Origin of the sequence: Pseudoxanthomonas mexicana, assembly GCF_014397415.1 — a bacterium.
Taxonomy (GTDB): Bacteria; Pseudomonadota; Gammaproteobacteria; order Xanthomonadales; family Xanthomonadaceae; genus Pseudoxanthomonas_A; species Pseudoxanthomonas_A mexicana.
This window is the reverse complement of record NZ_CP060731.1, coordinates 554,628-579,129: the sequence shown is the minus strand read 5'-3', so window position 1 is coordinate 579,129 and position 24,502 is coordinate 554,628. Positions and strand designations below refer to the sequence as shown.

27 protein-coding genes are annotated in these 24,502 nt (G+C 69.2%); 7 read left to right on the top strand and 20 right to left on the bottom strand.

The window, feature by feature from the left end; all coding sequences use genetic code 11:
• Nucleotides 1-70 precede the first annotated feature (70 nt).
• The 3 genes from IAE60_RS02805 to glyQ all read right to left on the bottom strand — a co-directional run bounded on the left by IAE60_RS02805 (nucleotide 71) and on the right by glyQ (nucleotide 5,357).
• Nucleotides 71-1,855: an autotransporter assembly complex protein TamA gene (locus IAE60_RS02805; RefSeq protein ID WP_187573778.1), complete on the bottom strand. Its 1,785-nt coding sequence runs from the start codon at nucleotides 1,853-1,855 to the stop codon at nucleotides 71-73.
• Nucleotides 1,856-2,100: 245 nt separating this feature from the next.
• Nucleotides 2,101-4,272 (bottom strand): glycine--tRNA ligase subunit beta, encoded by a 2,172-nt coding sequence (gene glyS, locus IAE60_RS02800; protein WP_187573777.1) that lies wholly within the window; start codon nucleotides 4,270-4,272, stop codon nucleotides 2,101-2,103.
• Nucleotides 4,273-4,442: 170 nt separating this feature from the next.
• Nucleotides 4,443-5,357 (bottom strand): glycine--tRNA ligase subunit alpha, encoded by a 915-nt coding sequence (glyQ, locus tag IAE60_RS02795; protein WP_187573776.1) that lies wholly within the window; start codon nucleotides 5,355-5,357, stop codon nucleotides 4,443-4,445.
• A 131-nt stretch (nucleotides 5,358-5,488) separates the two neighbouring features.
• Here glyQ and IAE60_RS02790 point away from each other — a divergent pair, with 131 nt between their 5' ends.
• A complete protein-coding gene (locus IAE60_RS02790) occupies nucleotides 5,489-6,166 on the top strand; it encodes a glutamine amidotransferase (RefSeq protein WP_244966696.1) in 678 nt (225 codons plus the stop codon).
• A 31-nt stretch (nucleotides 6,167-6,197) separates the two neighbouring features.
• A complete protein-coding gene (locus IAE60_RS02785; RefSeq protein ID WP_187573775.1) occupies nucleotides 6,198-7,076 on the top strand; it encodes a BPSS1780 family membrane protein in 879 nt (292 codons plus the stop codon).
• A gap of 88 nt (nucleotides 7,077-7,164) precedes the next feature.
• On the opposite strand, the gene tatC is transcribed toward IAE60_RS02785, so the two are convergent.
• From tatC to IAE60_RS02765, 4 genes are all read right to left on the bottom strand, one after another.
• Nucleotides 7,165-7,923, bottom strand: coding sequence for a twin-arginine translocase subunit TatC (gene tatC / locus IAE60_RS02780; protein ID WP_162109396.1), 759 nt, complete (start codon nucleotides 7,921-7,923; stop codon nucleotides 7,165-7,167).
• Nucleotides 7,920-8,426, bottom strand: a complete 507-nt coding sequence (tatB, locus tag IAE60_RS02775; protein WP_187573774.1) for a Sec-independent protein translocase protein TatB — start codon at nucleotides 8,424-8,426, stop codon at nucleotides 7,920-7,922. The genes tatC and tatB overlap by 4 nt, the downstream gene beginning before the upstream one ends.
• A gap of 24 nt (nucleotides 8,427-8,450) precedes the next feature.
• Nucleotides 8,451-8,669 (bottom strand): Sec-independent protein translocase subunit TatA, encoded by a 219-nt coding sequence (gene tatA, locus IAE60_RS02770; RefSeq protein WP_162109394.1) that lies wholly within the window; start codon nucleotides 8,667-8,669, stop codon nucleotides 8,451-8,453.
• A gap of 81 nt (nucleotides 8,670-8,750) precedes the next feature.
• Complete coding sequence (locus IAE60_RS02765; RefSeq protein ID WP_187573773.1) at nucleotides 8,751-9,608, bottom strand: lipid-binding SYLF domain-containing protein; 858 nt, start codon at nucleotides 9,606-9,608, stop codon at nucleotides 8,751-8,753.
• Between the two features lie 147 nt (nucleotides 9,609-9,755).
• On the opposite strand from IAE60_RS02765, the gene hemH reads away from it, so the two are divergent.
• On the top strand, nucleotides 9,756-10,721 hold the full coding sequence (gene hemH, locus IAE60_RS02760; protein ID WP_187573772.1) for a ferrochelatase: 966 nt from the start codon (nucleotides 9,756-9,758) through the stop codon (nucleotides 10,719-10,721).
• The gene (locus IAE60_RS02755) at nucleotides 10,718-11,563 is read left to right on the top strand and encodes an alpha/beta fold hydrolase (RefSeq protein WP_187573771.1); all 846 of its coding nucleotides are present in this window, start codon (nucleotides 10,718-10,720) and stop codon (nucleotides 11,561-11,563) included. The genes hemH and IAE60_RS02755 overlap by 4 nt, the downstream gene beginning before the upstream one ends.
• On the opposite strand, the gene IAE60_RS02750 is transcribed toward IAE60_RS02755, so the two are convergent.
• The 4 genes from IAE60_RS02750 to ttcA all read right to left on the bottom strand — a co-directional run bounded on the left by IAE60_RS02750 (nucleotide 11,564) and on the right by ttcA (nucleotide 15,001).
• A complete protein-coding gene (locus IAE60_RS02750; RefSeq protein ID WP_187573770.1) occupies nucleotides 11,564-12,154 on the bottom strand; it encodes a hypothetical protein in 591 nt (196 codons plus the stop codon). It abuts the gene before it with no gap.
• A gap of 135 nt (nucleotides 12,155-12,289) precedes the next feature.
• On the bottom strand, nucleotides 12,290-13,078 hold the full coding sequence (locus IAE60_RS02745) for a M48 family metallopeptidase (RefSeq protein WP_187573769.1): 789 nt from the start codon (nucleotides 13,076-13,078) through the stop codon (nucleotides 12,290-12,292).
• A gap of 34 nt (nucleotides 13,079-13,112) precedes the next feature.
• Nucleotides 13,113-14,015 carry a recombination-associated protein RdgC gene (locus tag IAE60_RS02740; RefSeq protein WP_185894531.1) on the bottom strand — a complete coding sequence of 301 codons (903 nt, stop codon included), beginning with the start codon at nucleotides 14,013-14,015 and terminating at the stop codon, nucleotides 13,113-13,115.
• Nucleotides 14,016-14,080: 65 nt separating this feature from the next.
• Nucleotides 14,081-15,001, bottom strand: a complete 921-nt coding sequence (ttcA, locus tag IAE60_RS02735; protein ID WP_187573768.1) for a tRNA 2-thiocytidine(32) synthetase TtcA — start codon at nucleotides 14,999-15,001, stop codon at nucleotides 14,081-14,083.
• A 50-nt stretch (nucleotides 15,002-15,051) separates the two neighbouring features.
• Between ttcA and IAE60_RS02730 the strand changes: the two genes are divergently transcribed.
• Nucleotides 15,052-15,255 (top strand): YdcH family protein, encoded by a 204-nt coding sequence (locus IAE60_RS02730; RefSeq protein WP_425504449.1) that lies wholly within the window; start codon nucleotides 15,052-15,054, stop codon nucleotides 15,253-15,255.
• A 324-nt stretch (nucleotides 15,256-15,579) separates the two neighbouring features.
• Nucleotides 15,580-16,269, top strand: coding sequence for an N-acyl amino acid synthase FeeM domain-containing protein (locus IAE60_RS02725; RefSeq protein ID WP_185894530.1), 690 nt, complete (start codon nucleotides 15,580-15,582; stop codon nucleotides 16,267-16,269).
• 3 nt (nucleotides 16,270-16,272) lie between these two features.
• On the opposite strand, the gene plsB is transcribed toward IAE60_RS02725, so the two are convergent.
• The 6 genes from plsB to IAE60_RS02700 all read right to left on the bottom strand — a co-directional run bounded on the left by plsB (nucleotide 16,273) and on the right by IAE60_RS02700 (nucleotide 22,347).
• Nucleotides 16,273-18,960: a glycerol-3-phosphate 1-O-acyltransferase PlsB gene (plsB, locus tag IAE60_RS02720; protein ID WP_162109385.1), complete on the bottom strand. Its 2,688-nt coding sequence runs from the start codon at nucleotides 18,958-18,960 to the stop codon at nucleotides 16,273-16,275.
• 108 nt (nucleotides 18,961-19,068) lie between these two features.
• Nucleotides 19,069-19,209: an excalibur calcium-binding domain-containing protein gene (locus IAE60_RS18980; RefSeq protein WP_222937192.1), complete on the bottom strand. Its 141-nt coding sequence runs from the start codon at nucleotides 19,207-19,209 to the stop codon at nucleotides 19,069-19,071.
• Between the two features lie 4 nt (nucleotides 19,210-19,213).
• Nucleotides 19,214-19,420, bottom strand: coding sequence for a YHYH domain-containing protein (locus IAE60_RS18895; RefSeq protein ID WP_222937190.1), 207 nt, complete (start codon nucleotides 19,418-19,420; stop codon nucleotides 19,214-19,216).
• Nucleotides 19,421-19,440: 20 nt separating this feature from the next.
• Nucleotides 19,441-20,376 (bottom strand): hypothetical protein, encoded by a 936-nt coding sequence (locus IAE60_RS02710; protein ID WP_187573766.1) that lies wholly within the window; start codon nucleotides 20,374-20,376, stop codon nucleotides 19,441-19,443.
• A gap of 340 nt (nucleotides 20,377-20,716) precedes the next feature.
• Nucleotides 20,717-21,439: an orotidine-5'-phosphate decarboxylase gene (gene pyrF, locus IAE60_RS02705; RefSeq protein ID WP_162110724.1), complete on the bottom strand. Its 723-nt coding sequence runs from the start codon at nucleotides 21,437-21,439 to the stop codon at nucleotides 20,717-20,719.
• Entirely contained in the window at nucleotides 21,439-22,347 is a 909-nt protein-coding gene (locus tag IAE60_RS02700; protein ID WP_187573765.1) for a 5'-nucleotidase, lipoprotein e(P4) family, read from the bottom strand. Before IAE60_RS02700 ends, pyrF begins: the two co-directional genes overlap by 1 nt.
• 116 nt (nucleotides 22,348-22,463) lie before the next feature.
• Here IAE60_RS02700 and IAE60_RS02695 point away from each other — a divergent pair, with 116 nt between their 5' ends.
• Entirely contained in the window at nucleotides 22,464-23,114 is a 651-nt protein-coding gene (locus tag IAE60_RS02695; protein WP_187573764.1) for a YceH family protein, read from the top strand.
• A gap of 3 nt (nucleotides 23,115-23,117) precedes the next feature.
• Here IAE60_RS02695 and IAE60_RS02690 read toward each other — a convergent pair whose 3' ends face one another.
• The 3 genes from IAE60_RS02690 to IAE60_RS02680 are packed head-to-tail and all read right to left on the bottom strand — an operon-like array spanning nucleotide 23,118 to nucleotide 24,448.
• Nucleotides 23,118-23,654, bottom strand: a complete 537-nt coding sequence (locus tag IAE60_RS02690) for a DinB family protein (RefSeq protein ID WP_244966642.1) — start codon at nucleotides 23,652-23,654, stop codon at nucleotides 23,118-23,120.
• A 12-nt stretch (nucleotides 23,655-23,666) separates the two neighbouring features.
• On the bottom strand, nucleotides 23,667-24,041 hold the full coding sequence (locus tag IAE60_RS02685; protein ID WP_187573763.1) for a VOC family protein: 375 nt from the start codon (nucleotides 24,039-24,041) through the stop codon (nucleotides 23,667-23,669).
• A gap of 20 nt (nucleotides 24,042-24,061) precedes the next feature.
• Nucleotides 24,062-24,448, bottom strand: a complete 387-nt coding sequence (locus tag IAE60_RS02680; RefSeq protein ID WP_187573762.1) for a hypothetical protein — start codon at nucleotides 24,446-24,448, stop codon at nucleotides 24,062-24,064.
• Nucleotides 24,449-24,502: the final 54 nt, after the last annotated feature.

Here is a 24,502-nt window from a genome sequence, read left to right as displayed (position 1 = left end):
CGGCGCGCGCGCAGCTCGGCGATGCGGGCTTCGCGCTCCTCGGGCGTCAGGTTGTCGGGCACGCGTCGCTTCACAGGTCGGTCCCGATGTTGAGATAGAGCTGGAAGCTGGAATCCGGATCATCCAGTCCATGGGCGATGTCCAGCCGCACCGGCCCCACCGGCGAACGCCAGCGCAGGCCGACGCCGATGCCGGTGCTGAGCTGCGGGCGGGTGCCGTCGAAGGCGCTGCCGGTGTCCACGAACACCGCACCGCCGTAGGGACCGCCCTTGGGATAGAACTCGTACTCGACGCTGCCCGTGAGCACGTTCTTCGCGCCCAGCGCGTAGTTGCCGCGGCGCGGCCCGACTTCGCGCCACGCATAGCCGCGGATGCTGCGGTCGCCACCGGCGAAGAAGCGCAGCGACGGAGGCATGGCCACCAGCGAGCTGGTGAAGGTGTGGCCGTACTCGCCGCGCACGATCAGCGCGCTGTTGGTCTTGTACTGCTGCGACCAGCGCGCGCGCATGTGGAACTGCAGGAAGTTGGCGTCCGAGCCTGCGCCTTCCACGCCGCCGCGCAGCAGGATGGAGCCGGCCAGCTGGTCGGGGCGGTTCGAGCCGACCGGCGAGTTGGTGTAGTCCGCGCGCAGCGAGGGATAGGTGAACGTGGCGTACTGCACGGCGGTGTCGGGCAGGCCGGTAAGCGGATCGTTCTCGACATAGCGCCAGCGCTCGCGCAGCGCGTGGATCGAGGCGACGGCCGTCCAGTCCTCGCTGACCTGCCCGCTGCGGCTGCCCGTGAACTCGACATGGCGCAGGTCGATGTAGTCGGTCTGTTCGTCGCTGGCCTGCAGGCCGACGGTGTACCAGCCGTCCAGCCACTTGAAGGCGGGGATGCGGTACTGGGTGAGCAGCGTCTTGCGCTTCTGCGCGTAGTCCAGGTGCGTGGACAGCTTGTGCCCGCGCGAATTGACGTAGCGCCGGTCCAGGCCCAGGCGGATACCGGGGCCGCTTTCGGTGCCGTAGCTGACGCCGGCGGTGTAGATGTCGCGCTTGGCCAGCTCCAGCTTGACGTCGATCGGCACGCGGCCGTCCTCGGCCTTGTCGGGGTTGGCCTGGATGTCGATGCTGGAGAAGTAGTCCAGCCCCACCAGCGATTCGCGCAGGCGGTCCAGCTTGCCCTGGTGGAAGTAGCTGCCTTCCTCCCAGTACACCAGCTTGTCCAGCAGGCCCTGATCGAACTTGTCCTGGAGGAAGGTGGTGGGGCCCATGTCGTAGCGGATGCCGCTGACCCAGCCCAGGGCGATGTCGGCGGCGTGGTCCGCGCGGGTGACTTCCACGCGGCGGTGGGTGAAGTCGGCGTCGAAGTAGCCGCGGTCGGCCAGGCGGCGCACGATGGTCAGCTTGCTGGCTTCGTAGGTGGTGTGGTCGAACACGTCGCCGACCTTGGGCGCGAAGGCCTCCAGGTCCTCCTTCAGGTAGCGGTCGTCGCCGCCTTCGCCTTCGATGGACAGGTCGCGCCGGCGCACGCGCACCGGTTCGCCCAGCTGCACCCGCACGGTGACCGTCAGGCGTTCGTCGTCGGCGGCTTCGGTGCGCGGCGCCTCGACGGTGATGGTGGGCGAGTAGTAACCGAACGGCTCCAGCGCCTCGCGCGTCTCGGCGGCCGCTTCGTCGAGCAGGTACTCCAGGCGCGACTCGCCCAGCCGCTTGCCCAGCGAGTCGTTGAGGGAGAGCGCGGCGTTGACGTTCTCGACCATCAGTTCGTCGTCCAGGCCCTCGATGCTCACCTTGTCGACGATGGCCGCCGCCCAGGCAGGCGCCGTGGTGGCAAGCAGGACGATGAAGGTGGCGAGGCGGGGGAGTCGACGCATGCGGGCAGGATACCGGGTGCGGGTTAAACGCGGTGAAGGTCAGCCGCGATCCTGTGCAACATCGTTCACGCGAAACGCGGGTACATGCCAAATGTGAAATGGCACGTCGCCCTGCGTGCCGATGCTCGTCATCCCGGCGAAAGCCGGGACCCCGCGACTTCCCTCCGTCGCATCCGAATCGACCCTTCGAGAGCCAATGGGTCCCGGCCTGCGCCGGGACGATGGCGTGACGTGCGGCGCTGGACTCAGGTGGACAGATGCTCGATGGCCGCCACCGCGCGGAAGCGGTCGGCCAGGCGCTTGAGCAGGGCCAGGCGGTTGGCGCGCACGGCCGGATCGTCGGCGTTGACCATCACGCTGTCGAAGAACGCGTCCACCTGCGGTCGCAGGCGGGCGAGGTGGTTCAGCACGGTGACGTAGTCGTGGTGGTGCAGGGCTTCGTCGGTCTCGCCGAGCACGGCTTCCACCGCTTCGGCCAGCGCGCTTTCGGCCGGGTCGGTGAGCAGCGCGCGGTCCACGGCATGCGGAATGGCGATGTCGGCCTTCTTCAGGATGTTGCCGATGCGCTTGTTCGCCGCGGCCAGCGCCTCGGCCTCCTGCAGCGTGGCGAACGTGCCGATGGCATCCAGGCGCGTGTCGAAATCGTACAGTGAGGCCGGCTTCAGTTCGGCGACCGCGTTGAAGTGCGCGGCGGGCACGCCCTTGTCGGCGTAGTAGCCGCGCAGGCGGTCGAGGATGAAGTCGTAGAGCTCTTCGATGTCCTTAGCGGTGGTGTGGCCTGATGCCGTCACAGCCTGATCGGCTGCCACGCCCTTGCTCTTGGCATCGGCCGCCGCTGCGGCTTTTGTCCGCAATTCAGATGCGACGATCGCGGCCGTCGACTCCGTGCGAGCAAGCGACAGCAACTCCTTCAAGTTCAGATTGAACCCGCTCTCGATCACCGTCCTCGCCAATCCCAGCGCATTACGACGCAGCGCGAACGGGTCCTTGTTGCCCGTCGGCTTCAGGCCCGCGGCGAAACCGCCCGCGAGCGTATCCAGTCGCTCGGCGATGGCGAGCACCTTGCCCAGCGGCGACAGCGCGATGTCGTCGCCGGCGAAACGGGGCTGGTAGGCCTCGTCGATGGCCAGTGCGATCTCCTTCGGCTCGCCCGCGGCGAGGGCGTAGTGGCGGCCGGCGATGCCCTGCAGTTCGGGGAATTCGTTGACCATGCGCGACTGCAGGTCGTTCTTCGCCAGCTCGGCGGCCCGGCGTGCCTGTGCGGGATCGGCACCCACCTGTGTGGCGATGTTTTCCGCCAGCGTCGCCACGCGGGCCACCTTGTCGGCGACGCTGCCCAGCTTGGCCTGGTAGGTGACGGTCTTCAGGCCGTCGCCCATGGACACCAGGCCCTGCTTCAGGTCCTCGTCGAAGAAGAACTTGGCGTCGGAGAAACGCGGACGGATCACGCGCTCGTAGCCCTTGCGCACTTCATCGACGTTCTGCGATTCGATGTTGGCGATGCCGATGAAATGCTCGGTCAGCTTGCCGCCATCGCTCAGCACCGGGAAGAACTTCTGGTTGATCTCCATCGTCTCGATCAGCGCTTCCTGCGGCACGGCCAGGAAGGCGGACTCGAAACTGCACAGCACCGCCGCCGGCCACTCGGTCAGGCAGACCACCTGCTCCAGGTTGTCGTCGGTGATGCGTGCGCTGCCGCCGGCCTGGGCTGCCGCCTTCTCGACTTCGGCGACGATGCGCGCGCGGCGGGCGTCGGGATCGACCAGCACCTTCGCGCCCTGCAGGGCCATCACGTAATCGCCCGGGTCGTTGATCCACACCGGCTTGTCGTGTTCGAAGCGATGGCCGCGGCTCATGCGGTCGGACGTCACGCCCAGCACCTGGGCCGGCACCACGTCCTTGCCCAGCAGCAGCACCAGCCAGTGCACGGGGCGCGCGAACGCGTACTCGTGCGCGCCCCAGCGCATCGGCTTGGGAATGGGCATGCCGGCCAGCGCCTCGCGCACGATGTCGGCCAGCAGGTCGGCGGTCTTCGCGCCCGGCTTCACCGCACGGTGGACGAAGCGCTCGCCCTTGCCGTCGGTGGTGCGCTCCAGCGCCGTCCAGTCGATCCCCGCTTTCGCAGCGAAGCCTTCCAGTGCCTTGGTCGGCGCACCGTTCGCGTCCAGCGCGATGTTGAGATACGGGCCCAGTACTTCGGACTTCTGCTCGGGCTGTTCCACATCCACGGCCGGCAGCAGCACCGCCAGGCGGCGCGGCGTGTACAGCGGTTTGGCATCGCCACGCTCGAAGCCGATGCCGCGCTTCTCCAATGCGGTGATCACGCCATCGAAGAAGGCCTGCGCCAGGCCGGGCAACGCTTTGACCGGCAGCTCTTCGGTGCCGAGTTCGACCAGCAGGGATTTTTGTTCGCTCATGTCGTCAAGCCTTGTGGTGCGTTTCCCTTCTCCCCTCGGGAGAAGGTGCCCGAAGGGCGGATGAGGGGCGAGCGGAGTCATGACGGTCAAACCATCGGGACTCCATTGCCCCTCTCCCCAACCCCTCTCTCCCACAGGGACTTCCTGCGGTCGCCGAGGGGAGAGGGACTCTATGCGGTTTCTTTCTTCAATCCCGGAAAGCCCAGCTTCTCCCGCTGCGCGAAATACGCCTCGGCCACTGCCTGCGCCAGCTTGCGCACGCGCAGGATGTAGCGCTGGCGTTCGGTCACGGAGATCGCGCGGCGCGCATCCAGCAGGTTGAAGCTGTGGCTGGCCTTGCAGACCTGCTCGTAGGCGGGCAGCGGCAGGCCGACGTCGACCAGCTTCAATGCTTCCTTCTCGCAGGCGTCGAAGCGGTGGAACAGTTCCTCCACGTCGGCGTGCTCGAAGTTGTACGTGCTCTGTTCCACCTCGTTCTGGTGGTAGACGTCGCCGTACTTCACCACGCCCTGCGGGCCGACGGTCCAGACCAGGTCATAGACGTTGTCGACGTTCTGCAGGTACATGCAGAGGCGTTCCAGACCGTAGGTGATCTCGCCCAGCACCGGCTTGCACTCCAGGCCACCGGCCTGCTGGAAGTAGGTGAACTGGGTGACTTCCATGCCGTTCAACCAGACCTCCCAGCCCAGGCCCCAGGCGCCGAGCGTCGGCGACTCCCAGTTGTCCTCGACGAAGCGCAGGTCGTGCACGCGCGGGTCGATGCCCAGCGCCTTCAGCGACCCCAGGTACAATTCCTGGATGTTGTCGGGGTTGGGCTTCATCACCACCTGGTACTGGTAGTAGCGCTGCAGGCGGTTGGGGTTTTCGCCGTAGCGGCCGTCGGTAGGGCGGCGGCTGGGTTGCACGTAGGCGGCATTCCATGGCTCCGGACCCAGCGCGCGCAGGAAGGTGGCCGGATGGAACGTGCCGGCACCCACTTCCAGGTCCAGCGGCTGGATCAGGACGCAGCCCTGATCGGCCCAGTACTGGTTCAGCGTCTGGATCAGACCCTGGAAGGTTACCGGTGAAATTGTGTGTCCGGCCATGGCGTTATCGTGCACTGCGGAAAAGCGGGCTAGTATACGGGCAAGCCCTTATTCCGCCGATGTTTGCCGCCGTGGATGCCCGCGTGAAAGCCCCGTTCCTCATCGTCGAAACCGGCCAGCCGGTGCGCTCGATGCGGCGCTATGGCGGCTTCCCCCACTGGATCCGCGTGGCCGCCGGCCTGGAGGCCGGCGAGACGGTGGTGGCGAACGTGGAGCGCGGCGATGCGCTGCCGGGACGCGAGGGGTTCGCCGGCGTCATCGTCAGCGGCTCGGCCGCGATGGTCACCGACCGTGCGGACTGGAGCGAGCGCAGCGCCGAATGGCTGCGCGAGGCGGCCCACGAAGGCCTGCCGCTGCTGGGCATCTGCTACGGCCACCAGTTGCTGGCGCATGCGCTGGGGGGCGAGGTGGCGTACAACCCGGCCGGGCGCGAATCGGGCACCGTCCACATCGACCTGCACCCGCACGCCCAGGATGACCCCCTGTTCTCGGCGCTGCCGCTGAAGTTCACCGCCCACGCCACCCACGTGCAGACGGTGGCCCGGCCGCCGGAGGGCGCCACGGTGCTGGCCCGCTCGGCGCAGGACGACTGCCATGCCTTCCGCTGGCGCGACCGCGCCTGGGGCGTGCAGTTCCACCCCGAATTCGCCACCCACCACATGCGCGGCTACGTGCATGCCCGCGCCGAGCACCTGCGCAGCGAGGGGCACTGCCCCGGCACCATCGCCCGCAACGTGACGGCGGCGCCGCAAGCCCGCAAACTATTGCGGCGGTTCGTCCGCCACGCGCGCGGACTGCACGCGCGCTGATCCACCGCTGCACCCTCCCCAGAGAATCCCGATGTCGACGATCAACAAGGTGCCGGCCAGTGCCGGCGCGGAATGGCTGCTGGCGGGCTTCGCCCTGCTGAAGCGTGCGCCGGTGCCGCTGGCCACGCTGTCCGTGCTGTGGGGATTGCTCTCCATGGGCGTGATGCTGGTGGCGGTGACGCTGCCTGCCATGACGTTGGCCATGCAGTTCCTGTTGGTGCTGGCGGGGCCGTTGTTCTTCGCCGGCATGCTGTGGGCGGTCCGCGAGGTCGATGAGGGTCGCCCTGCGACGCCGTCCAACCTGCTGCAACCCGTGCGCGACGGCCATGCGCCTGCGCTGCTGGCCACGCTGTTGCCGCAGTTGCTGGCGGCCCTGGTGATGGGGGCGCTGCTGTTCGTCATGGTGGGCACCGAACAGCTGCAGCGCCTGGCGGATGTCTACCAGCAGATGCAGGCCGTCGCGGCGGCCGGCGGACAGCCGGACCCTTCGCTGGTGGAAGGTCTGCCGGCCGGACGCCTGCTGCTGTGGCTGTTGCTGGTGGCGGTGGTCTTCGTGGCGGTGAAGTGGATGACCTTCATCGCCTCGCCGCAGATCCTGTTCTCGAACACGCACGTGGTCCATGCCATGCGCAACAGCCTGCGCGCGTGCGCCCACAACTGGACCGCGATGCTGGTGTTCTACCTGCTGGCGGGCATCGCGATCTTCGCCGTCGGCATGGGATCGCTGCTGGTGGCGTCGCTGCTGGCGCTGGTGCTGGGGCCCGCCCTTGCGATGGGGCTGTGGCAGTTCGTGCTGATGGCGGTCGTCATGCCGGTACTGGCCGGCGCGGCTTACGCGGCGTGGCGGCAGATGCTGGGTGGAAGCCCGGCGGCGGGCGCATCGGCGGCGCCGACCCGGATCGAAGTCTGAGCCGTCTGTATCGCGCGACAGGGCGGGCCACGGTACGCCTGCGGAACCGGCAGGGAATCAAGCGGTAGTTCCCGCTGCGGCAGTGCGCTCAGGCGCTGTCGGGGCGCGGGCGCGGCTTCAACCATCCTGCCGCCACGATGCCCAGCTCGTACAGCAGGCACATCGGGATGGCGAGCATCAGCTGCGAGACCACGTCCGGCGGGGTGATCAGCGCGGCCACCACGAACACGCCGACGATGGCGTAGCCGCGGCCTTCGCGCAGCTGCTGCGGGGTCACCCAGCCCAGCAGCACCATGATCACCAGTGCCACCGGCAGCTCGAAGCTGACACCGAAGGCCAGGAAGATCACCATCACGAAATCCAGGTACTTGGCCGGGTCCGGCGCCAGCGTCACGATGTCCGGCGTGAACACGGTCAGCGCGTGGAAGACGCTGGGCAGCACCAGGAAGTACGCGAACGCGCAGCCGGCGTAGAACAGCACGATCGCCGAGACCAGCAACGGCATGGCCAGCCGCTTCTCGTGCCTGTACAGGCCGGGCGCGACGAAGCTCCAGGCCTGGAACAGCAGCCAGGGCGACGACAGGAAGAGGGCGAGGAAGAACGCCAGCTTGATCGGCGCGAAGAAGCCCGAGGTCGGGTCGCTGGCGATCATCTGGGTGGCCTGGCCGGCGGGCAGCTGGGAAATCAGCGGCCGGGCGAGGTGGTCGTACAACTGGCGCACGAACGGCAACAGCGCCAGCAGGATCAGCCCGGTGCCCGCCAGTCCGCGGACCAGCCGCGTGCGCAGCTCCAGCAGGTGCTCCATCAGGCTGCTTTCGGCATCCTGCCCCGGCGCCTCGCGGTTCATCGCGGCTCCTTCGGCGGGAACAGGTCCGCGGTCGTGCCGACATCGGACGCGTGTGTGTCATCCGCTGCCGCAGCGTCATGCGTGTCGGTCATCGACGCCAGATGGCCTTCCTCTGCGATCGCAGGCGCCGGGTCGGGCGAGGCGACCGGCGGCCTGGCGAGTGCGGGCGGCGTGATCGCGGACTCGACGTCCTCGCGCAGGGCCTTGGCATCGTCGCGCACCGACTGGCGCACGTCCTCGAACTGGCGTTCGGTCTCGCGCGCGCTGTCGCGGATGCGCTGCTCGGTGTCGCGCAGGGCGTCCTGGGCGTCCTTGAGGTTGCGCTTGAGCTCTTCGGAAGCGAGCTCGCGTTCCAGTTCGTCCTTGACCGAGTACCACTGCGCGCGCGCGCGGCGTACCCACAGCCCGGCGAACCGCGCCGCCTTCGGCAGGCGTTCGGGGCCGAGCACGATCAACGCGACGACCGCGATGACCAGCAGTTCACTGAAACCGATATCGAACATGGTCGCGGCGGGAGCCCCGCCGGATCAGCGGGCGTCGCGGTCGCGCTCTTTGGAGGCGCTGGTTTCGTCGCTGCGGGACTGGTCGTCCAGCTGGCCGGCCGGCTTGTCGTCGCGCATGCCTTCCTTGAAGCCCTTCACGGCCTCGCCGAGGTCCTTGCCGGCGCTGCGCAGGCGCTTGGTGCCGAAGACCAGCAGCACGACCACCAGCACGATGATCCAATGCCAGATGCTCAAACCGCCCATGGTGTGCTCGCAGGAAAAGTTGGGGCGCTCAGGATAGCGCAGGCGGGGGGCGAGGATGACGCCCGCGCCCCATGACTTCCGTTATGGCGTGCCGTCCAGCGGCTCGGTGCGCACTTCGCCGTCCTGCACCGGCTCGAAGCCCTGCGTCTGCGCCGGCGCCTCCACCACCACCGGCGCCACCGCGGGTGCCGGTGCCTGCGTGGCGGCGGACGGTGCGACGCCGCCGGTACCGCGATTGCCGCGAGCCAGCTCGGTGACTTCCTCCAGCTGGTCGCGGAAGCCGACCACGGCATCGGACGGTTGGCCGGCGCGGCTCTCGAAGATGGCGCGCGGGGTGGCCGCGCTGCCGTAGACGGCCGTATTGGCCTCGTCATCGATCTGCAGCACGGCCCCGTCCAGCGCCACGCCGGCGAACAGGCCGCGCGCGCGCGACCACGACCAGATCTCGGCCTTCAGCTGGCCGTCGGTGGCGGCGCTGGCGTTGCGCCCCACCGGGCCCGCGGCCACGCCGGCGTCGGCACCCAGGGTGACCTTGCCGTTGACGATGGAATCCAGCGACCGGTCGTTGCGGAACACCAGCACCACGTCCGAGGACTGCACGCCGGCCTGGAAGCCGATGCTGCCACCGGTGAGCTTGACGAAGACCGGCTGCGACCAGCTGCCGTCGGGGTTCCTCACCGACATCAGACCATGGCCGCGACGACCGCCGATCACCAGCCCGGCCTTCAGGGTGTCGGGGATGACAATGATCGCCTTGCCCTCGTCCAGCAGCTTGTCGGGGATGCCGTTCTCGGGGATGCGCTGGATCTCGTTGAGCACGCGTACCGCGTTGGTGGCGCGCTCGTCCTCCTTCGGCCCCGCGATGGCCTGGCCGGCGAACAGGGCGGCGGTCAGCGCGAGCGCGGTGGGCGTCAGCAGGCGGCGGGAGGTGCGGTTCATGGCGGGCTCCGTAAGCGATATGGCAGCAACACGCTGCAAGCGATTGAAAGTAGGCGGGCACGGATGAATCGGTGCTGACGCCGGCCGCTGTCGCGACGAGGGAGGTCTTCAGGTCGTGGGGTCGGTCCGCTCTGCCACAATACGCGGATGACCGACACATCCTCCACCGCCCTGCTGATCGTCAACCTAGGAACGCCCGAAGCGCCGACGCCGCGCGCGGTCAGGCGTTATCTGGCCGAATTCCTGCACGACCATCGCGTGGTGCAGCTGACGCGCTGGCTGTGGTGCCCGCTGCTGCACTTCATCATCCTGCCGCTGCGCGGCCCGAAGGCTGCCGCCAAGTACGCCAGCATCTGGATGCCGGAAGGTTCGCCGCTGGCGGTATACACGCGGCGGCTGGCCGGGGCGGTGCAGGACCGCCTGCCGGGATGGCGCGTGCAGGACGCCATGCGCTACGGCGAGCCTTCCATCGGCTCGCGCCTGCAGGCATGGCGGGCCGAAGGCGTGCAAAAGGTGGTGGTGCTGCCGCTCTATCCGCAGTACTCGACCACGACCACCGAGTCGGTGCGCGATGTGGTGACGCGCGAGGCCCGCGGCCTGGACGTGCGGTTCATCGAGGACTATCCGGTCGATCCCGGCTGGGTTGCGGCCGTGGTCGGCTCCATCCGGTCCTGGCGTGCGGAACACGGGGCGGGCGAGCACCTGTTGTTCTCCTACCACGGGCTGCCGCAGCGGCTGGCGCGCAACGGCGACCCCTACCCGCAGCGCTGCGAAGCCAGCACGCGGGCCATCGTGCAGGCGTTGGGCCTGCGCGATGGCGAGTGGACGCTGACCTACCAGTCGCGCTTCGGCAAGGAGCGCTGGCTGGAACCCGCCACGGACGCCACGCTGCAGGCCATGGCCGCGCGCGGCGTGCGGCGGGTCGACGTGGTCTGCCCCGGCTTCGCGGTGGATTGCCTGGAGACGCTGGAAGAGATCGCGATGCAGAACGCCGAGCTGTTCCACGCGGCCGGCGGTGAGGCGCTGCGCTACATCCCGTGCCTCAACGACGCGCCCGCGCATGCCGACGCGCTGGCAGCGCTGGCGCGCCGGGGCGCAGACCAAGCGGCATGACGTTGCGCGAATTCGAGGTCGATATCCCGCTCGGGCGCATCACCGGCCTGCGCGCGGGCCACGACGGTCCGCGCGTGCTGGCGCTGCACGGCTGGCTGGACAACGCGGCCAGCTTCGTACCGTTGGCCGACCATCTTGCGGGTATCCAGCTGGTCGCCCCTGACCTGCCGGGCCATGGCCGCAGCGCGCATCTCGCGCCGGGCGCCGAATACACCAGCGGCGTCGCGGTGAACGCGGTGCTCGACATCGCCGATGCGCTGGGCTGGGAGACCTTCTCCCTGCTCGGTCATTCGATGGGGGCCGGCATCGCCAGCCTGATGGCGGCCGCCGTGCCGCACCGCGTGCAGCGGCTGGTCGTGATCGAGGCGCTGGGCGGGCTGGCCGAAACGGTCGAACGCACGGCGGACCGCTGGCGCGAAGCCATCGCCGCGGCGCGCGCGCTGCCGGGCAAGCGGTTGCGGGTATTCGCCGATCTGGTCGCGCCGGTGCGGGCGCGCATGCAGGCCAACCAGTTCAGCGAAGCGGCCGCACGGCTGCTGGTCGAACGGGGCGTGCGGCCGGTGGAGGGCGGCTTCGTGTGGAGCAGCGACCCGCGCCTGACCCTGCCCACGCCGCAGCGCCTGGACGAAGCGCAGCTGGCGGCCCTGGTGGCCGGCATCGGCTGCCCGACGACCGTGGTCTACGCCGATCCGCCGCAGCCGTATTTTCCGGAGCCGCTGCGCAGTCGGCGGGCCAGTCTGCTGCCCGATGGCCAGTTGCACGTCATCGCCGGCACCCACCACCTCCACATGGAGGACCCGGCCCGCGTCGCGATGTTGATAGGCTCGTTCCTGCGGGCCTGATCAGTCCTGCCGGGCGTAGTGGAAATCCAGCGCCAGGCGGATGTCGCCCTTGCGTATGGGGGCGGTGCTGCGCCACCAGGCCGTGGTGGCGGCGTCGAGCTCGCTGTCCTGCTGCGCCAGCCGCCGCAGCAGGGCGATGTCCTCAGCGCTGGCGAGCTGTTCGTCGGGCAGATGGTAGTGATCCAGCGGCATCCGCGCGGCCCCGGGCGTGCGGGTGACCCGTGCCAGCAGGGCCACCATTGTCACGGCCAGCAGGGCGTATCCGGTGACGAGGATGGCGATGGAGCCCTGCGTGCTGCCGGACCACGCCAGGGCGCCCGCGGCGAACAGGGCCAATGCCAGCCAGCGTGCGGGCCGGTCGAACCGCTGGATCTGGCTGGCCGCCCGCCGGCGCTCGCGCGCCCGCTCATTGGCCTCCTCCACGGACAGGCTCTTGCGGCTCATCAGCGCGCGACGCGCGGCGACCATGGCCGCCGTTTCCTCGTGGGGCGACGCATACAGGGAGAACGCCTTCAGCGAGCGGACCACCGGCTGGGGCGAAGCGGTGGAGGAAGATGCGGGCGGAGCGCTGGCGCGCAGCGATAGGGACATGGCAGCGTCGTATCGGGAGGAGGGAGGCCCCGGCCGCGCCTGCGGTCCCTGCTGGCGCGCCCTGAGGCTTGCCATGTGAAATCGTGATGTGTGTCGCATTCCGGACAAGGCCGGACGGCCTTGGGAGAGGCCCCGTCAGTCCTCGGCCAGCAGGCCGCGCAGACGGGCCTTCAGCCGGCGCCCCTCGGCGTGGAACCAGGCGCGCTCATCGCGCCAGGCCGGGAAGCGGGTCTCGACTTCATGCCAGAACGCCGGCGAGTGGTTGGCCTGCAGCAGATGGCACAGCTCGTGGACCAGCACGTACTCGAACGCCGAAGGCCGGCCCAGGACCAGCGCGAGGTCCAGGGTGAGCGTGCCATCCGGCGCCAGCGAACCCCACTGGGACGACATCACCTTCAGCCGGATCTGGCGTGGCGCGCGTGGCAGCCCCGCGAGATAGCCGGGCAGCCAGCGGCCGATGTCGGTACGTGCCTCGGCTTCGTAGAACGCGCGCAGTGTCCGCCGCAGCGATGCAGCGCTCGCGCGTGCGGGCAGGTCGACATGGATGCCGTCATCCTGCCGCGTGATGCGGGCGAAGCGGCCTTCGTGCCAGTGCAGCGGCAGGTGCTCGCCACGCAGCGGCAGGTGTGTGGCCACGCCCGGAACGAGCGCCACGATGTCATCGTCCGGCGCATGGCGCGCCAGTTGCTCGGCCAGCCAGTCGCGGTGCTGCTGCAGGAAACGATCCCCGGAGACCAGGCTGGCGCGCCAGGGCAGCGTGAGTCGCGCACCGCGCTCGTCGACGCTCAGCTTCAGCCGCTTGGCGCGCGGGTCGCGGACGCGCTGCACCTCCAGCCGCCGGCCATCGTCCAGTTCCAGCGCCACGATGTCGCGTTCGACGCTGCGGGGCGTACGGGCGATCAGGCGGTGGAACACGGACGGCATGCGCGCATCATAGCGGCGGCGCCCGGGGCGCGGCTCAATCGGCCTTGCTGAGCTTCAGCGCGTGCTCCAGCACCAGGAACAGCCGCTTCAGTTCGCCGGCCATCAGGGCGAAGCGGGCGTCTAGTTCGGCGCGCAGGTCATCGTGCTCGGTGTTCTCCAGCTGGTCGACCGCGCCGTCGAGGAACTTCAGCTTGCGCACGATCAGGTCCTCGCCGAGGACGAACGACACGTGGTCGTCCAGCACCAGCGCGAGCTTGGTGACCTGCTTGCCGGCTTCCAGGTGCTTGGCGATCTCGTCGCTCTGCAGTTCCTGGTTCTGGCATTTGACCACCGCACCGCCTTCCATCGCGTCCTTCAGCTCGCATTCCTCGCCCAGCGACAGGCCCTCGGGCAGCGGCTCGCCGGCGATCCAGCCGGTCAGCACGCTGCGCGGCGCGACTTCGGCATTGAGCGGCAGCGCCGGGAAGCTCCCCAGCGCGCGGCGCACTTCCGAGACCACGTTCTCGCCGGTCTTGCGCGAGGACGCATCGACGGCGATGAAGCCGTGCTCCAGGTCGATCAGCGCATCGGTGCGCGAGGGCTTGACGAACGCGCGCGGCAGCAGCTCGTGCAGCAGATCGTCCTTCAGGCGCTTGCGGGTCTTGCCGCCGGGCTTGCGGCCTTCCTTCTGCTCGATCTCCTGCAGCTTCTTCTGCAGCAGGTCGTTGACCACGGCGCCGGGCAGGATCTTGTCCTCGCCGCCCACGCTCAGCCAGATCGCGTCGTTGATGCGATGGGACAGCGCCTCTTCGCCACGGCCGAACGGCGAGATGAAGCCGCGCGAAGACAGCTCTAGCGGGCCGACGGGCTTGAGTGCGGCCTCGGGGAGGAGTTCATCGAGCTGGGAGAAATCGAGGGAGGTGGGGAAGCGGAACAGCGTGAGATTGCGAAAGAACATCGACTATCCAGAAAGAAGAAAGATCGCTCCGCCCATGCAGGCGAAGGCGAGGGGAGGAGTGAAGGTTAAGGCTGGGTCTCGCTGTCGGCGTGCGGCTCGCCCGCCAGCCAGGCGTGTGCATCCGGCAGCGTGGCGCCGTCGCGATGGCCCAGCGCGAGGAAATCGAACAGCTTGGGATCGCTCAACTGCGACGGACGGATGTCGCCCAGCGCGCGCGCGATGGTCTCGATTCGGCCGGGGGACTCGCGCTCCCAGGTGTCCATCATCTTCTTGACCTGCTTGCGCTGCAGGTTCTCCTGGCTGCCGCACAGGTTGCAGGGAATGATCGGGAACGCCTTCGCTTCCGCGTACTGCGCGATGTCGTCCTCGCGCACATAGGCCAGCGGGCGGATCACCACGTGCTTGCCGTTGTCGGACAGCAGCTTGGGCGGCATGCCCGAGAGCTTGGCGTGGAAGAACATGTTCAGGAAGAACGTAGCCACCAAGTCATCGCGGTGGTGGCCCAACGCGATCTTGGTGAAGCCGTTCTCCTCGGCGTAGCTGTACAGCGCACCGCGGCGCAGGCGCGAGCACAGCGAGCACATGGTCTTGCCTTCCGGAATGACCCGGCTCACGACCGAGTAGGTGTCCTGCTCGATGATGTGGAACGGCACGCCCACACGCGCCAGGTATTCCGGCAGCACGTGTTCGGGGAAATCCGGCTGCTTCTGGTCCAGGTTCACCGCCACCAGATCGAAGCGCACCGGCGCCTTCTTCTGCAGCTGCAGCAGGATGTCCAGCATCGTGTAGCTGTCCTTGCCGCCGGACAGGCACACCATCACCTTGTCGCCTTCCTCGATCATGCCGAAGTCGGCGATCGCCTGGCCCACTTGCCGGCGCAGGCGCTTGGCCAGCTTGCCCTGCTCGTGCGCGCTGCGGCGCGGATCGGCGGCAGGACGGCGCAGGACGGGGTCGGGCAGGGGCAGGACGGTGCTCATGGCCGTCATTGTACCGGGGTGCGGTGACGGCCTTGCCGCGGGCGGTGTACGCTCGCCAGGTGGACGCCGACCCTGCCGACATCGCCGAGAAGATCGCCGCGCTGCGGCTGGAGCACCGCGATCTGGATGCGATCATCGCGCGCCTGGCCGGCGACACCGAGGCCGACGAACTGGCGGTGAAGCGTCTGAAGAAGCGCAAGCTGTGGCTGAAGGACTGCATCGCCCGGCTGGAAAGCGCGCTGATCCCGGACGAGCCCGCCTGACCGGTTCCCCGGGATCACGGTGCCGCGCCACGGTCGGCCGAATCTGACGCGGGGCGTCACCTCAGTCGGCGCAGCCCCGGCCCCCTCCCGACGTCGAGGGAGCCAACTCCCTGAAACCTGTGGCGCGCGAAGCTCCTGCTTGCGCCCTGGCCCTGGTTTCGCCGAGTTGGCCCGATGCTTGCGTAAGTCCCGGGTGTGGGGGTTTCCCCGACGACCCGACCGCATGCCGTCCTGCCGGCGCCGCGGTCCCCAACGACGAGCCATGCGCGCCGTGCGCCGTGGCGAGGGAGCGGCATGCAGCAGGACACACCCTTCAATCCCCGCATGGAACCGCGCCTGCGCGATGCGCTGGCGGCTGCGGGCTCGGCAGACCAAGCGACGGCGGGCATGGGGCTGCGCATGCGGCGCATCGCGCCCGGCGACCCGCTGGGCGACGTGCCGCGCCTGCGCCGTGAGGTGTACTTCCACGAACAGGGCCAGTTCGGCGACCGCAGCAAGCGTGTCACCGATGGCCTGGATGCCTGCGGCACCACGCTGGCGGTGGAGAAGGGCGCGCAGGCGGTCGCGACGCTGCGCCTGCACGACTTTTCGCCGCTGGCGGTGCAGGTGGAGTACGGCAGCCTGTTCCAGATCGACGCCTTCGCGCGGACCTGGCCGTTGGCGCAGGTGGCGGTGGGCACGCGGTTCGCGGTGCAGGCCGACCAGCGCAGCAAACCGGTCGTGGACCGGCTGATGGAAGAAGCCTATCGCTGGGCGCAGGAGTCGCGCATCCAGTTCTGCCTGCTGGCCTGCGAGCCCTTCCTGCACGGCGTGTTCGAGCACTACGGCTTCCGTGAATACCTGCCGCCGGCGATCCTGCCCGGCGGCGTGGACCTGCTGCGCATGGTGCTGGTGCTGGACGACGAGCCGCACCTGTCCGAGTGCGGTTCGCCGCTGCTGCACCTGGTGCGCGACCCGGTACGCGCGATGCCCGCCAAGGCGTGGCTGACGCGCAGCTTCAACGTGGCCGGCTGAGGGTCAGTCCTGCGCGGGCGGCAGTTCCGCCGGGCGCGCGGCTTCCGGACTGACTTTCTCGATGGTGTGGCGTAGTTCGCGCCCCAGGATGGCCTTGGCGTCGCGCGCCCAGGCGTCCAGGCGCTCGTCGAACAGCAGCTTGCTGTTCTCGTCGGGCCAGACCAGCTTCAGTTCGCGCAGCTTCTGGATGAAGCCGCGGAACAGCGTCTTGTCGAAGAACTCCGGCGCGGCCGGCGCATACAGCAGGCTGAGGCGCTGCGCGGCCTGCTGGCACAGGCTCTCCAGTTCGGCCGCGCCCAGCGTGCCCGGGCCGTTTTTCACCAGCACCGAGATGGCGATGTAGTAGCGCTCGAAGGCCTGCTGCAGCGAATGGCCGATCGCACGCAGGCGGAACACTTCGTCGGTCTGCCCCGCGCTGCGCGCCAGGATGCCGCCGTCGTCCTCGTTGACCTGCTGCAGCAGGCCTTCGCGGACGAACACCTCGATGGTGCGCTCCATGCGCTCGGCGAATTCGTCCTCGCTCCACGGCAGGAACAGCTCGGCCTGCAGGAACGGATACAGCGTGCGGCCCAGCCGCAGCACGCCGGCACGGCTCATGCGGCGGTTGTTCTGGAAGCAGCAGGCGATCCACGACGACGCCGTGAACAGGTGCAGCACGTTGTTGCGGTAGTAGCTCAGCAGGACCGCGGTGTCGTCGTCCACGCTCAGCACATCGCCCAGCGGATGCTTGATCCGCTGCAGCATGTTGATCTCCTCGGCGTGGGAGATGATGCGGTCGGGCGAGTGCGGGGTGACGGTCACGCGGTCGGAGTACGGCAGTTCCGCCAGCAGCGTCTTCGACAGCTCGATCTGCGCGACCAGGTCGGCTTCGCCCATCGCGTGCTTCGGCGTGGACAGCAGCGCCAGCGCCAGCAGGTTGATCGGGTTCACGTCGGCGGCGCGGTTGATGTTGACCTGGATCTGCTGGGCCAGCGCATCGACGATATCGGAGAGCCATGCGGGCTTCTCCTCTTCGCCGACCGGCGCGCCGTCCCATTCCGGCGCGTGCTTGGCCAGCGCGTCGTTCAACGGGATCGGCTCGCCGAAGTTCACCACCACCTGGCCGTAGTTCTGCCGCAGCACCTTGGGGATGCCCCACAGCACGGCCCAGATGGATTCCTTCTCCTTCGGGCGGCCGCTGAGTTCGTCCAGGTAGCTGGTGCCTTCCAGCAGCTTCTCGTAGCCGATGTAGACCGGCTGGAACAGCACCGGCTTGCGCGGCTGGCGCAGGAAGGCGCGCACGGTCATCGAGATCATGCCGCCCTTGGGCGGCAGCAGCCGGCCGGTACGCGAGCGTCCGCCTTCGATGAAGTACTCCAGCGAATAGCCGCCGGACACCAGCTGCGCCACGTATTCGGTGAACACCGCCGAATACAGCGGGTTGCCGCGAAAGCTCCGACGCATGAAGAACGCGCCGCCCTTGCGCAGCAGCGTGCCGACCACCGGCAGGTTGAGGTTGATGCCGGCGGCGATGTGCGGGGGCACGATGCCGCGCTCGTACAGCAGGTACGACAGCAGCAGGTAGTCCATGTGGCTGCGGTGGCAGGGCACGTAGACCACTTCGTGGCCGGGCGCGGCGTCCTTGAACTTGTCCAGGTGGTGGACCAGTACGCCGTCGTAGATCTGGTTCCACACATGGCTCAGCAGGAAGCTGGCCGACCGCACCACGGGGTTGGAGTAGTCGGCGGCGATCTCCCAGGCGTAGGCGTGGGCCTTCTTCCAGGCGTCCTCGGGCTTGGACTTGTCGCGCCGTGCCTGTTCGGCGATGGCTTCCTTCACCGGCTCGGCGGCCAGCACCTGGTCCACCAGCAGGCGGCGCGTGGACAGGTCGGGGCCGATGACGGCCTCGCGGATGCGGTGGAAGTGCGTGCGCAACACGCGCGACAGCTTGCGGACGGTGCGTTCGGGTTCCAGGCCCTCATCGACCGTGTCGCGCAGCGAGACCGGCGGCGCGAAGCGCACGATGGTGCCGCGGCCGTTGAGCAGGATGGCGAGCAGGCGGCGGAAACGGCCGACGATGGCCCAGTTTTCCGAGAACAGCACCGAGAACCAGCCGCTCTGCTTGTCCGGCGCGCGACCGACGAAGATCGAGACCGGTACCAGCTGCACGTCCAGCGCCGGATTGCCGCGGTGCGCCTGCAGCAGCCGGGCCAGGGAACCGGAATGGGTCTTGGCGCTGACCTGGTCGGGAATCAGCGTGCTGGCGTTGCGGCGCGACAGCGCCACGTAGGCCCGCTTGCGGCCGAGCGGATTGCCGCCCACCGGCAGGGGCACCAGCGGCGAGGGCAGGCCGGCGTCGCGGCAGGCGCGGTCGAGGATCAGTGCATTGGACAGGCCGTAGTCTTCCAGCACGTAGCAGACCGGACGGCCGTCCAGCAGGCCGACCGGCGCCTCGGGTTCGATGTTCAGCGCCAGCCACGGATCGGCCACGCGGCCGAGCAGGCGCGCCCACAGCGGCCGCTTGGCCTGGCGGGTGGGCAACGGCGGGGCCATCGGGACGCCGGCGGTCGGCGCGGCATTGTCGTGGTCGGTCGCCGGGGGCGCCGCCGCGTCGGGCGCGGGCGCATCCGTCGTCGCGGGCTTCTGTGCCGGCGTCGGGGGTTTCGGGGCGTCCGGGAACGGCAGGGAATTCTGTTCAGGCATCGGCCGCATTATGGCGCACGCCCATGCCGGGCTGGAAAGCGGCCGACGCCTGTGGCGCGCGTTGCGATCGCCTTCGGGGCGGGGCGGCGCCGGCGAAAGCGGCTGAAATGCCGGGTGTCAGCGCCCCCGGTAGGGTTCGCAGCCCACGCCGTCGCCGTCGCGGTCCAGATGGGGGCCGTAGCCCGGATCTCCCCGTCGTACCGGCGCCGCGCCCCGGGCGCGGGCTTCGGTGCAGTTGCGGAAGGCCCGCGTGGGCACCGTCTCACGCAGGTGCGCCGGCGTGGCGGGGGTGGCTCCAGGCAGGGGCCGGGGTGCGAGGGGGGGCAGCGCTGGACGGGGTCGCGCTCCGATGGCAGTGGTATTGCCCCGTTTTCCGGTTCGTGTGGCAGCCGTGCCGGTCCAGCCCACCCGGGTGCGCGTACGCAACGGCCGCGCAGGCGAGCAGCCCCGCGAGTGCGAGGGACGCCATCGCGGCCTGCGCCGGGCTCCTCATGGCTGCGGCGGGGTGTCGGGTCCGGGGGGCGGCGGCGGCGACGGGGGCGCTGGAGCGGCCGCCGCGGCGGCCAGCACGTCATCGGCGTGCCGGAGATAGTCGCTGAGGTACCACCGGCCCTCGCGCCGGGTCAGACTGACCACGGTGTCGATCTCACGCTCGCCCAGCGGATAGTGGATGCGCACGGTGGCCGCGTCGCCCTTCTGGTCCACCAGGCCCGTGCGCAGGTCGGCGAACGTGGTGTCCAGGGGCAGGCCATAGCGCGCGAACGTCGCCTTCGCCTCGATGAAGAACGGCGTCAGCCGGCGCAGGCTGCCCGTCATCCCGGCATCGCTGAGTGCCTGCTCGGTGGTCAGCCCGCTGCGGCGGGCGGCGGGCGCCAGCCGCGACAGCGTGGTGCGCGCCAGGGCGGGATCGCCAAGCGGCGCCTGCTGCGCCCACTCGCCCAGCGCCGCGATCACCTGTGCATAGTGGTCGCGTTCTTCCTGGGTGTAGTCGCCCTCGTTCTTCACGTACTGCACGCCGAACAGGCCCAGCGTGCGCGCGGCTTCCTTCAGGTCGCGGTCCTGCCGCGCGAACTGGCGGTCGAAGCTGCGTTGCAGGGTCTTTTCCGCATCCGGGGCGGCCAGCGCGGCGAGCATCGGCACCAGCTTGTCGTCCAGCGGCAGCTCGGTCAGCGGCCAGCGGCTCTGTCCGGCGCGCCACGCCGCGTCCAGCCGTGCATGCGTGGCGGGCGGCACGGCGTCGCGGGCGAAGCCTTCCAGGTCGTTGCGCTGCAGGTGGGCGGCCAGCTGGCGCACGGCCGCTGCCGGCTCGCTGGCGGCGCCAGCGAGTTCCTCGGGAACGCGCTTCTTGCAGGCGCCCAGCAGTGCGAGCGGCAGCACGAGGGCGGCCAGCGCACGCACGACGGACGCAGAGGGCTTCGGCTTCATCCAGTGACTCCCCAGTCGCCCCGCATCTTCGCGGTCCGCGCGGGGAGCGGCAAGCATGCGCGTCGCAGTTGGGAAGCGGCGGCGGGAATGGGGAGCGGGGAAGGGAACATGGCGGGGTCCCTGGGCGCTACGACGCCGGGAAAAGATCGTTCCCCCGTTCCCCGCCGGCATAAAAAAGGGGACCCGGTGTCTTGCGACGCCGCGGGTCCCCTGAAATCCGGCCGAAGCCGGAGGACGAAGTGTTGTGGCACATCTCCGGCCCAAAGGCCGGACGCGCACAGACTACCTGCGCCCGAATGCTAAGGCAACACCTGAAATAACTCTATATAAGTTATTGATTCTATTTGGCCGCTACCGCGATTTCTGCCTGGATGGCCTCGGCAGCGGCCTTCGGATCGGTTGCCTTGCTGATCGGCCGGCCTACCACGATGGCATCGGCGCCCAGGGCGAAGGCCTCGGCCACGCCCACCGTGCGCTTCTGGTCGTCGCCCACCGGACCCCCCGGGCGGATGCCGGGACAGACGATGGAAAAGCCCGGGCCGGTGGCGGCGCGGATCATGCCGGCTTCCTGCCCCGAGCAGATCACGCCGTCGATGCCTGACGCCTGCGCGGCCAGCGCGCGCTGAACGACGATGTCCGCCGGTTCGCCGCTGTTGATGCCCATTGCCCGCAGATCGTTGCCATCCATCGAGGTCAGTACGGTTACCGCCAGCAGTCGCAGGTCGCCCTCGCGCGCTGCGGCGGCCGCTTCCATCATCCCGGCATGCCAGCCGTGTATGGTGGCGTAGGTCACCGGCCAGCGGGACAGCCCGCGGATTACCCCGGCGACGGTGGCCGGGATGTCGAAGAACTTCAGGTCGACGAACACCCGCTTGTCGCGCCTGGCGAGTTCGTCCAGCACGCTGAAGTAGTCGCCGCTGGCCAGCAGCTCCATGCCGATCTTGTAGAACTGCACCGCATCGCCCAACCGGTCGACCCACGCCAGCGCGTCTGCGCCGGAGGGGGCGTCCAGCGCGAAGATCAGGCGCTCGCGCGGAGTCAGCGCGACGGGACCGCGCGCCATCACGGCGCGTAGTCCAGCGCGTCGCGCTTGGCCTGCGTGCGGGCAGCGGCCGGCTGGTCCCAGGCGTTGTTGAACAGGGCGGGTTCCCACGAGCCGTAGGTCGGGTTGGGCAGCATCCACCAGCGCTCGCCGAACCAGTCGTCGTACTCGTCGAACAGCGTCTGGCGGCCCTCGCGGGTGTTGGCTTCCACCTGGACGAAGTCACCGATCTGGTCGCCGAACTGCATCAGCACGCGGTACTTCTGCCCGGCCAGACGGCGGCGGCAGTTCTTTTCGCTGCCGTTCTGCTCGCAGCCTTCCAGCACCGTGCCCAGGCCGAGGAACACGCTGTCGTCGGCCACCGGCAGGCCCGCTTCGCGCAGGTTGGCCAGCGTGGCTTCCTTCAGGTGCACGGCGCGGTTGGAGATGTAGAGGATGGTCACGCCCTTCTCGGCCGCGGCCTTGGCGAAATCCACCACGCCGGGCAGCGGCTTGGCCTTCTTCTCGGCCACCCACTGGTCCCAGCTGATTTCGTCGTACTCCTTGCCATCGCGGATCAGGCGGGCCTGGTACGGCGAGTTGTCCAGTACCGTCTCGTCCACGTCCATCACCACGGCAGGCTTCAGGCCGATGGCGGCGTTGCCGCGCTCGTCGGGGACCAGCGCATCCCAGTGCTTTTCCTTCAGCGCGGCATCCAGGTGGTCGGCGGCGGCACGGAAGGTCTGGGTGGTGATCGCGCGGTATTCCACCGAGGTCTGCACCCAGGCCACCGCGTTGAGGTTGTCGTGCGTGCCGGTGGGCTTGGCCTGGGTCACGGCGGCAGCGGGTGCCGCGGGCTCGGACGGCATGGCCGCGGGTTCGGTGCGCTTGCACGCGGACAGGGTCAGCAACGAAGCCGCCAGGCCGGCGGCGAGCAGGGAAACGCGCATGAGAGGTCCGGTCATCGAAGTGCCGGAATTCTAGCCGACCGGTATGACACCCGTCGTTCGATGCCGCGATGCACGGGTTATCCTGCCGCCCCGCCGTTCCTGTTCCCGATGCCTCCATGGAAGACACCGCGCCCGTCCTGAATGCCGCCGAGGCCCGCCTGCTGGGCTGCCTGATCGAGAAGGAAGCCACCACGCCGGAAACCTACCCGCTGACGGTGAACGCCGCGCAGGCCGCCGCCAACCAGAAGACCGCGCGCGAGCCGGTGATGGCGCTGGATCCCGGTGCGGTGAACCATGCGCTGCGGCAGCTGGAGCAGAAGGGCCTGGCGAAGCAGGTGTTCTCTTCGCGCGCCGAGCGCTACGAGCACCGTACCGCGGCGTTCTTCGGCATTCCGCAACAGCAGGCCGTGCTGCTGGGATTGCTGCTGCTGCGTGGCGCGCAGACGGTGCACGAACTGCTCGCGCGCAGCGAGCGGTTGTTCAAGTTCAACGATGCGGACGATGTTCGCCATCACCTCGACCGCATGATCCAGCGCGAAACGGCGCTCGTCGTGCAGATCCCGCGCGGGCCGGGGCAGCGGGAAGACCGCTACATGCATCTGCTCTGTGGTCCGATGGACGTGGCCGCGATCACGGCACGACTGCCCTCCGCTTCGGCCGGCGAGCCCGCGCATGCGGAACTCGAAGCGCGCGTCGCCGCGCTGGAGGGCGAGGTTGCGGCGTTGCGCGAACAGTTGGCCGATCTGCTCGCGACACGCGAAGCCTGAGCGTCAGGCTTCGTCCGGCAGCAGCGCCAGCAGGTCGGTCACGCCCACGTCCACGCCCGCCTGCGACAGCAGGGTGGTGACCTGTCCGCGGTGATGGGTCTGGTGGTTGAACAGATGCGTGAGCAGACCCTCGACGCTGCGCGTGAACGTGGCCCCCTTCGTGTTGGTGTACGTCAGGCGGGACGCCACCTGCGCCGGCGTGAGGGTGTCCACCCAGCGCAGGATCAACGCATCCAGCCATTCGCGCCGCGCACGCAGTGCGGGAAGCGTCGGGTACGGCACCGCGTCCAGCGCGGTCGGCATCGGCGTGTCGTCCAGCGCGGCAAGCACGGATGAGGCATCGGCGGCCGATGCGAACCGCTTGAGCCAGATCGTGTCGGCCACCACCAGATGATTCAGCGTGCCGATCACCGAACCGAAGAACGCGCCCCGATCCTCGGCCAGCGCTTCATCCGGCAAGGTCGCGGCCGCGTCGTAGAGGCGCCGGTTCATCCATTGGTTGTAGGACGCCAGCAGCGTCATGCGTGCATCAGTGGTCACGTCCCGTTCCTGTCAGCGCTTCTCTTCCATCAGTCCGACCAGGTTGCCGTCCGGATCGCGCAGGAAGCCGGTCCACAGTTCGTGGTCCGGCATGCGCGCGGCCAACTGCGGTGGCCGTTCCTCCGTCGCACCACGCGCCACCAGCGCCGCCTGGGTGGGGACGATGTCCTGCACCTGGAAGTAGAGGATCGAGTTTGCGCCCGCTGTGCCGGCGCCCTGCGGCGTGGTCAGCATCAGGCGGATGCCGTCGGCGCCCAGGAATGCGAGCGTCGGCGCAGGCTGGAACAGGAACGCCAGGCCGAGCACATCGCGGTAGAACGCCAGCGCCGCATCGACGTCGCTCACGGTGATGGCGATCTGGCGGATACCGGAAAGGCGGGGTTCCATCGCGGTGCCTCCTTCCGGCATCACTTCGGCCGCCGGCTGCTGCGCAGCAGGAACAGGCTTCCCACCAGCATGCCGACCAGCGACGCACCCAGGCCCAGGCCGAAGCCGACCACCACGTCCGCCACCGCCGGGCCGGTGCCGGCGACGCCGCGCGCTGCATTCATCGCGATCCGCACCAGCACCGTGACCGGCACGGCCGCCGCGATCAGCAGCCACAATGTCAGGAAGCGGCCCGCGCCGAACGCACGCAGCAGCATGGCGATCACGCCCACCGCCACCAGCCCGGGCCCGTACAGGGCGCGCGGCAGGCCGGCTTGCTCCGTCGCCAGCTGCCAGTAAGGAAAGCCCACGCCGACTAGGGCGATCAGGAAGCCGATCCACCGCCAAGCCCTGCTGTCGCGCGTCATGCCCCGCTCCGTACGTATGCGATGCCGCGCAGCGTAGCGCAACCGTCGTCGCTG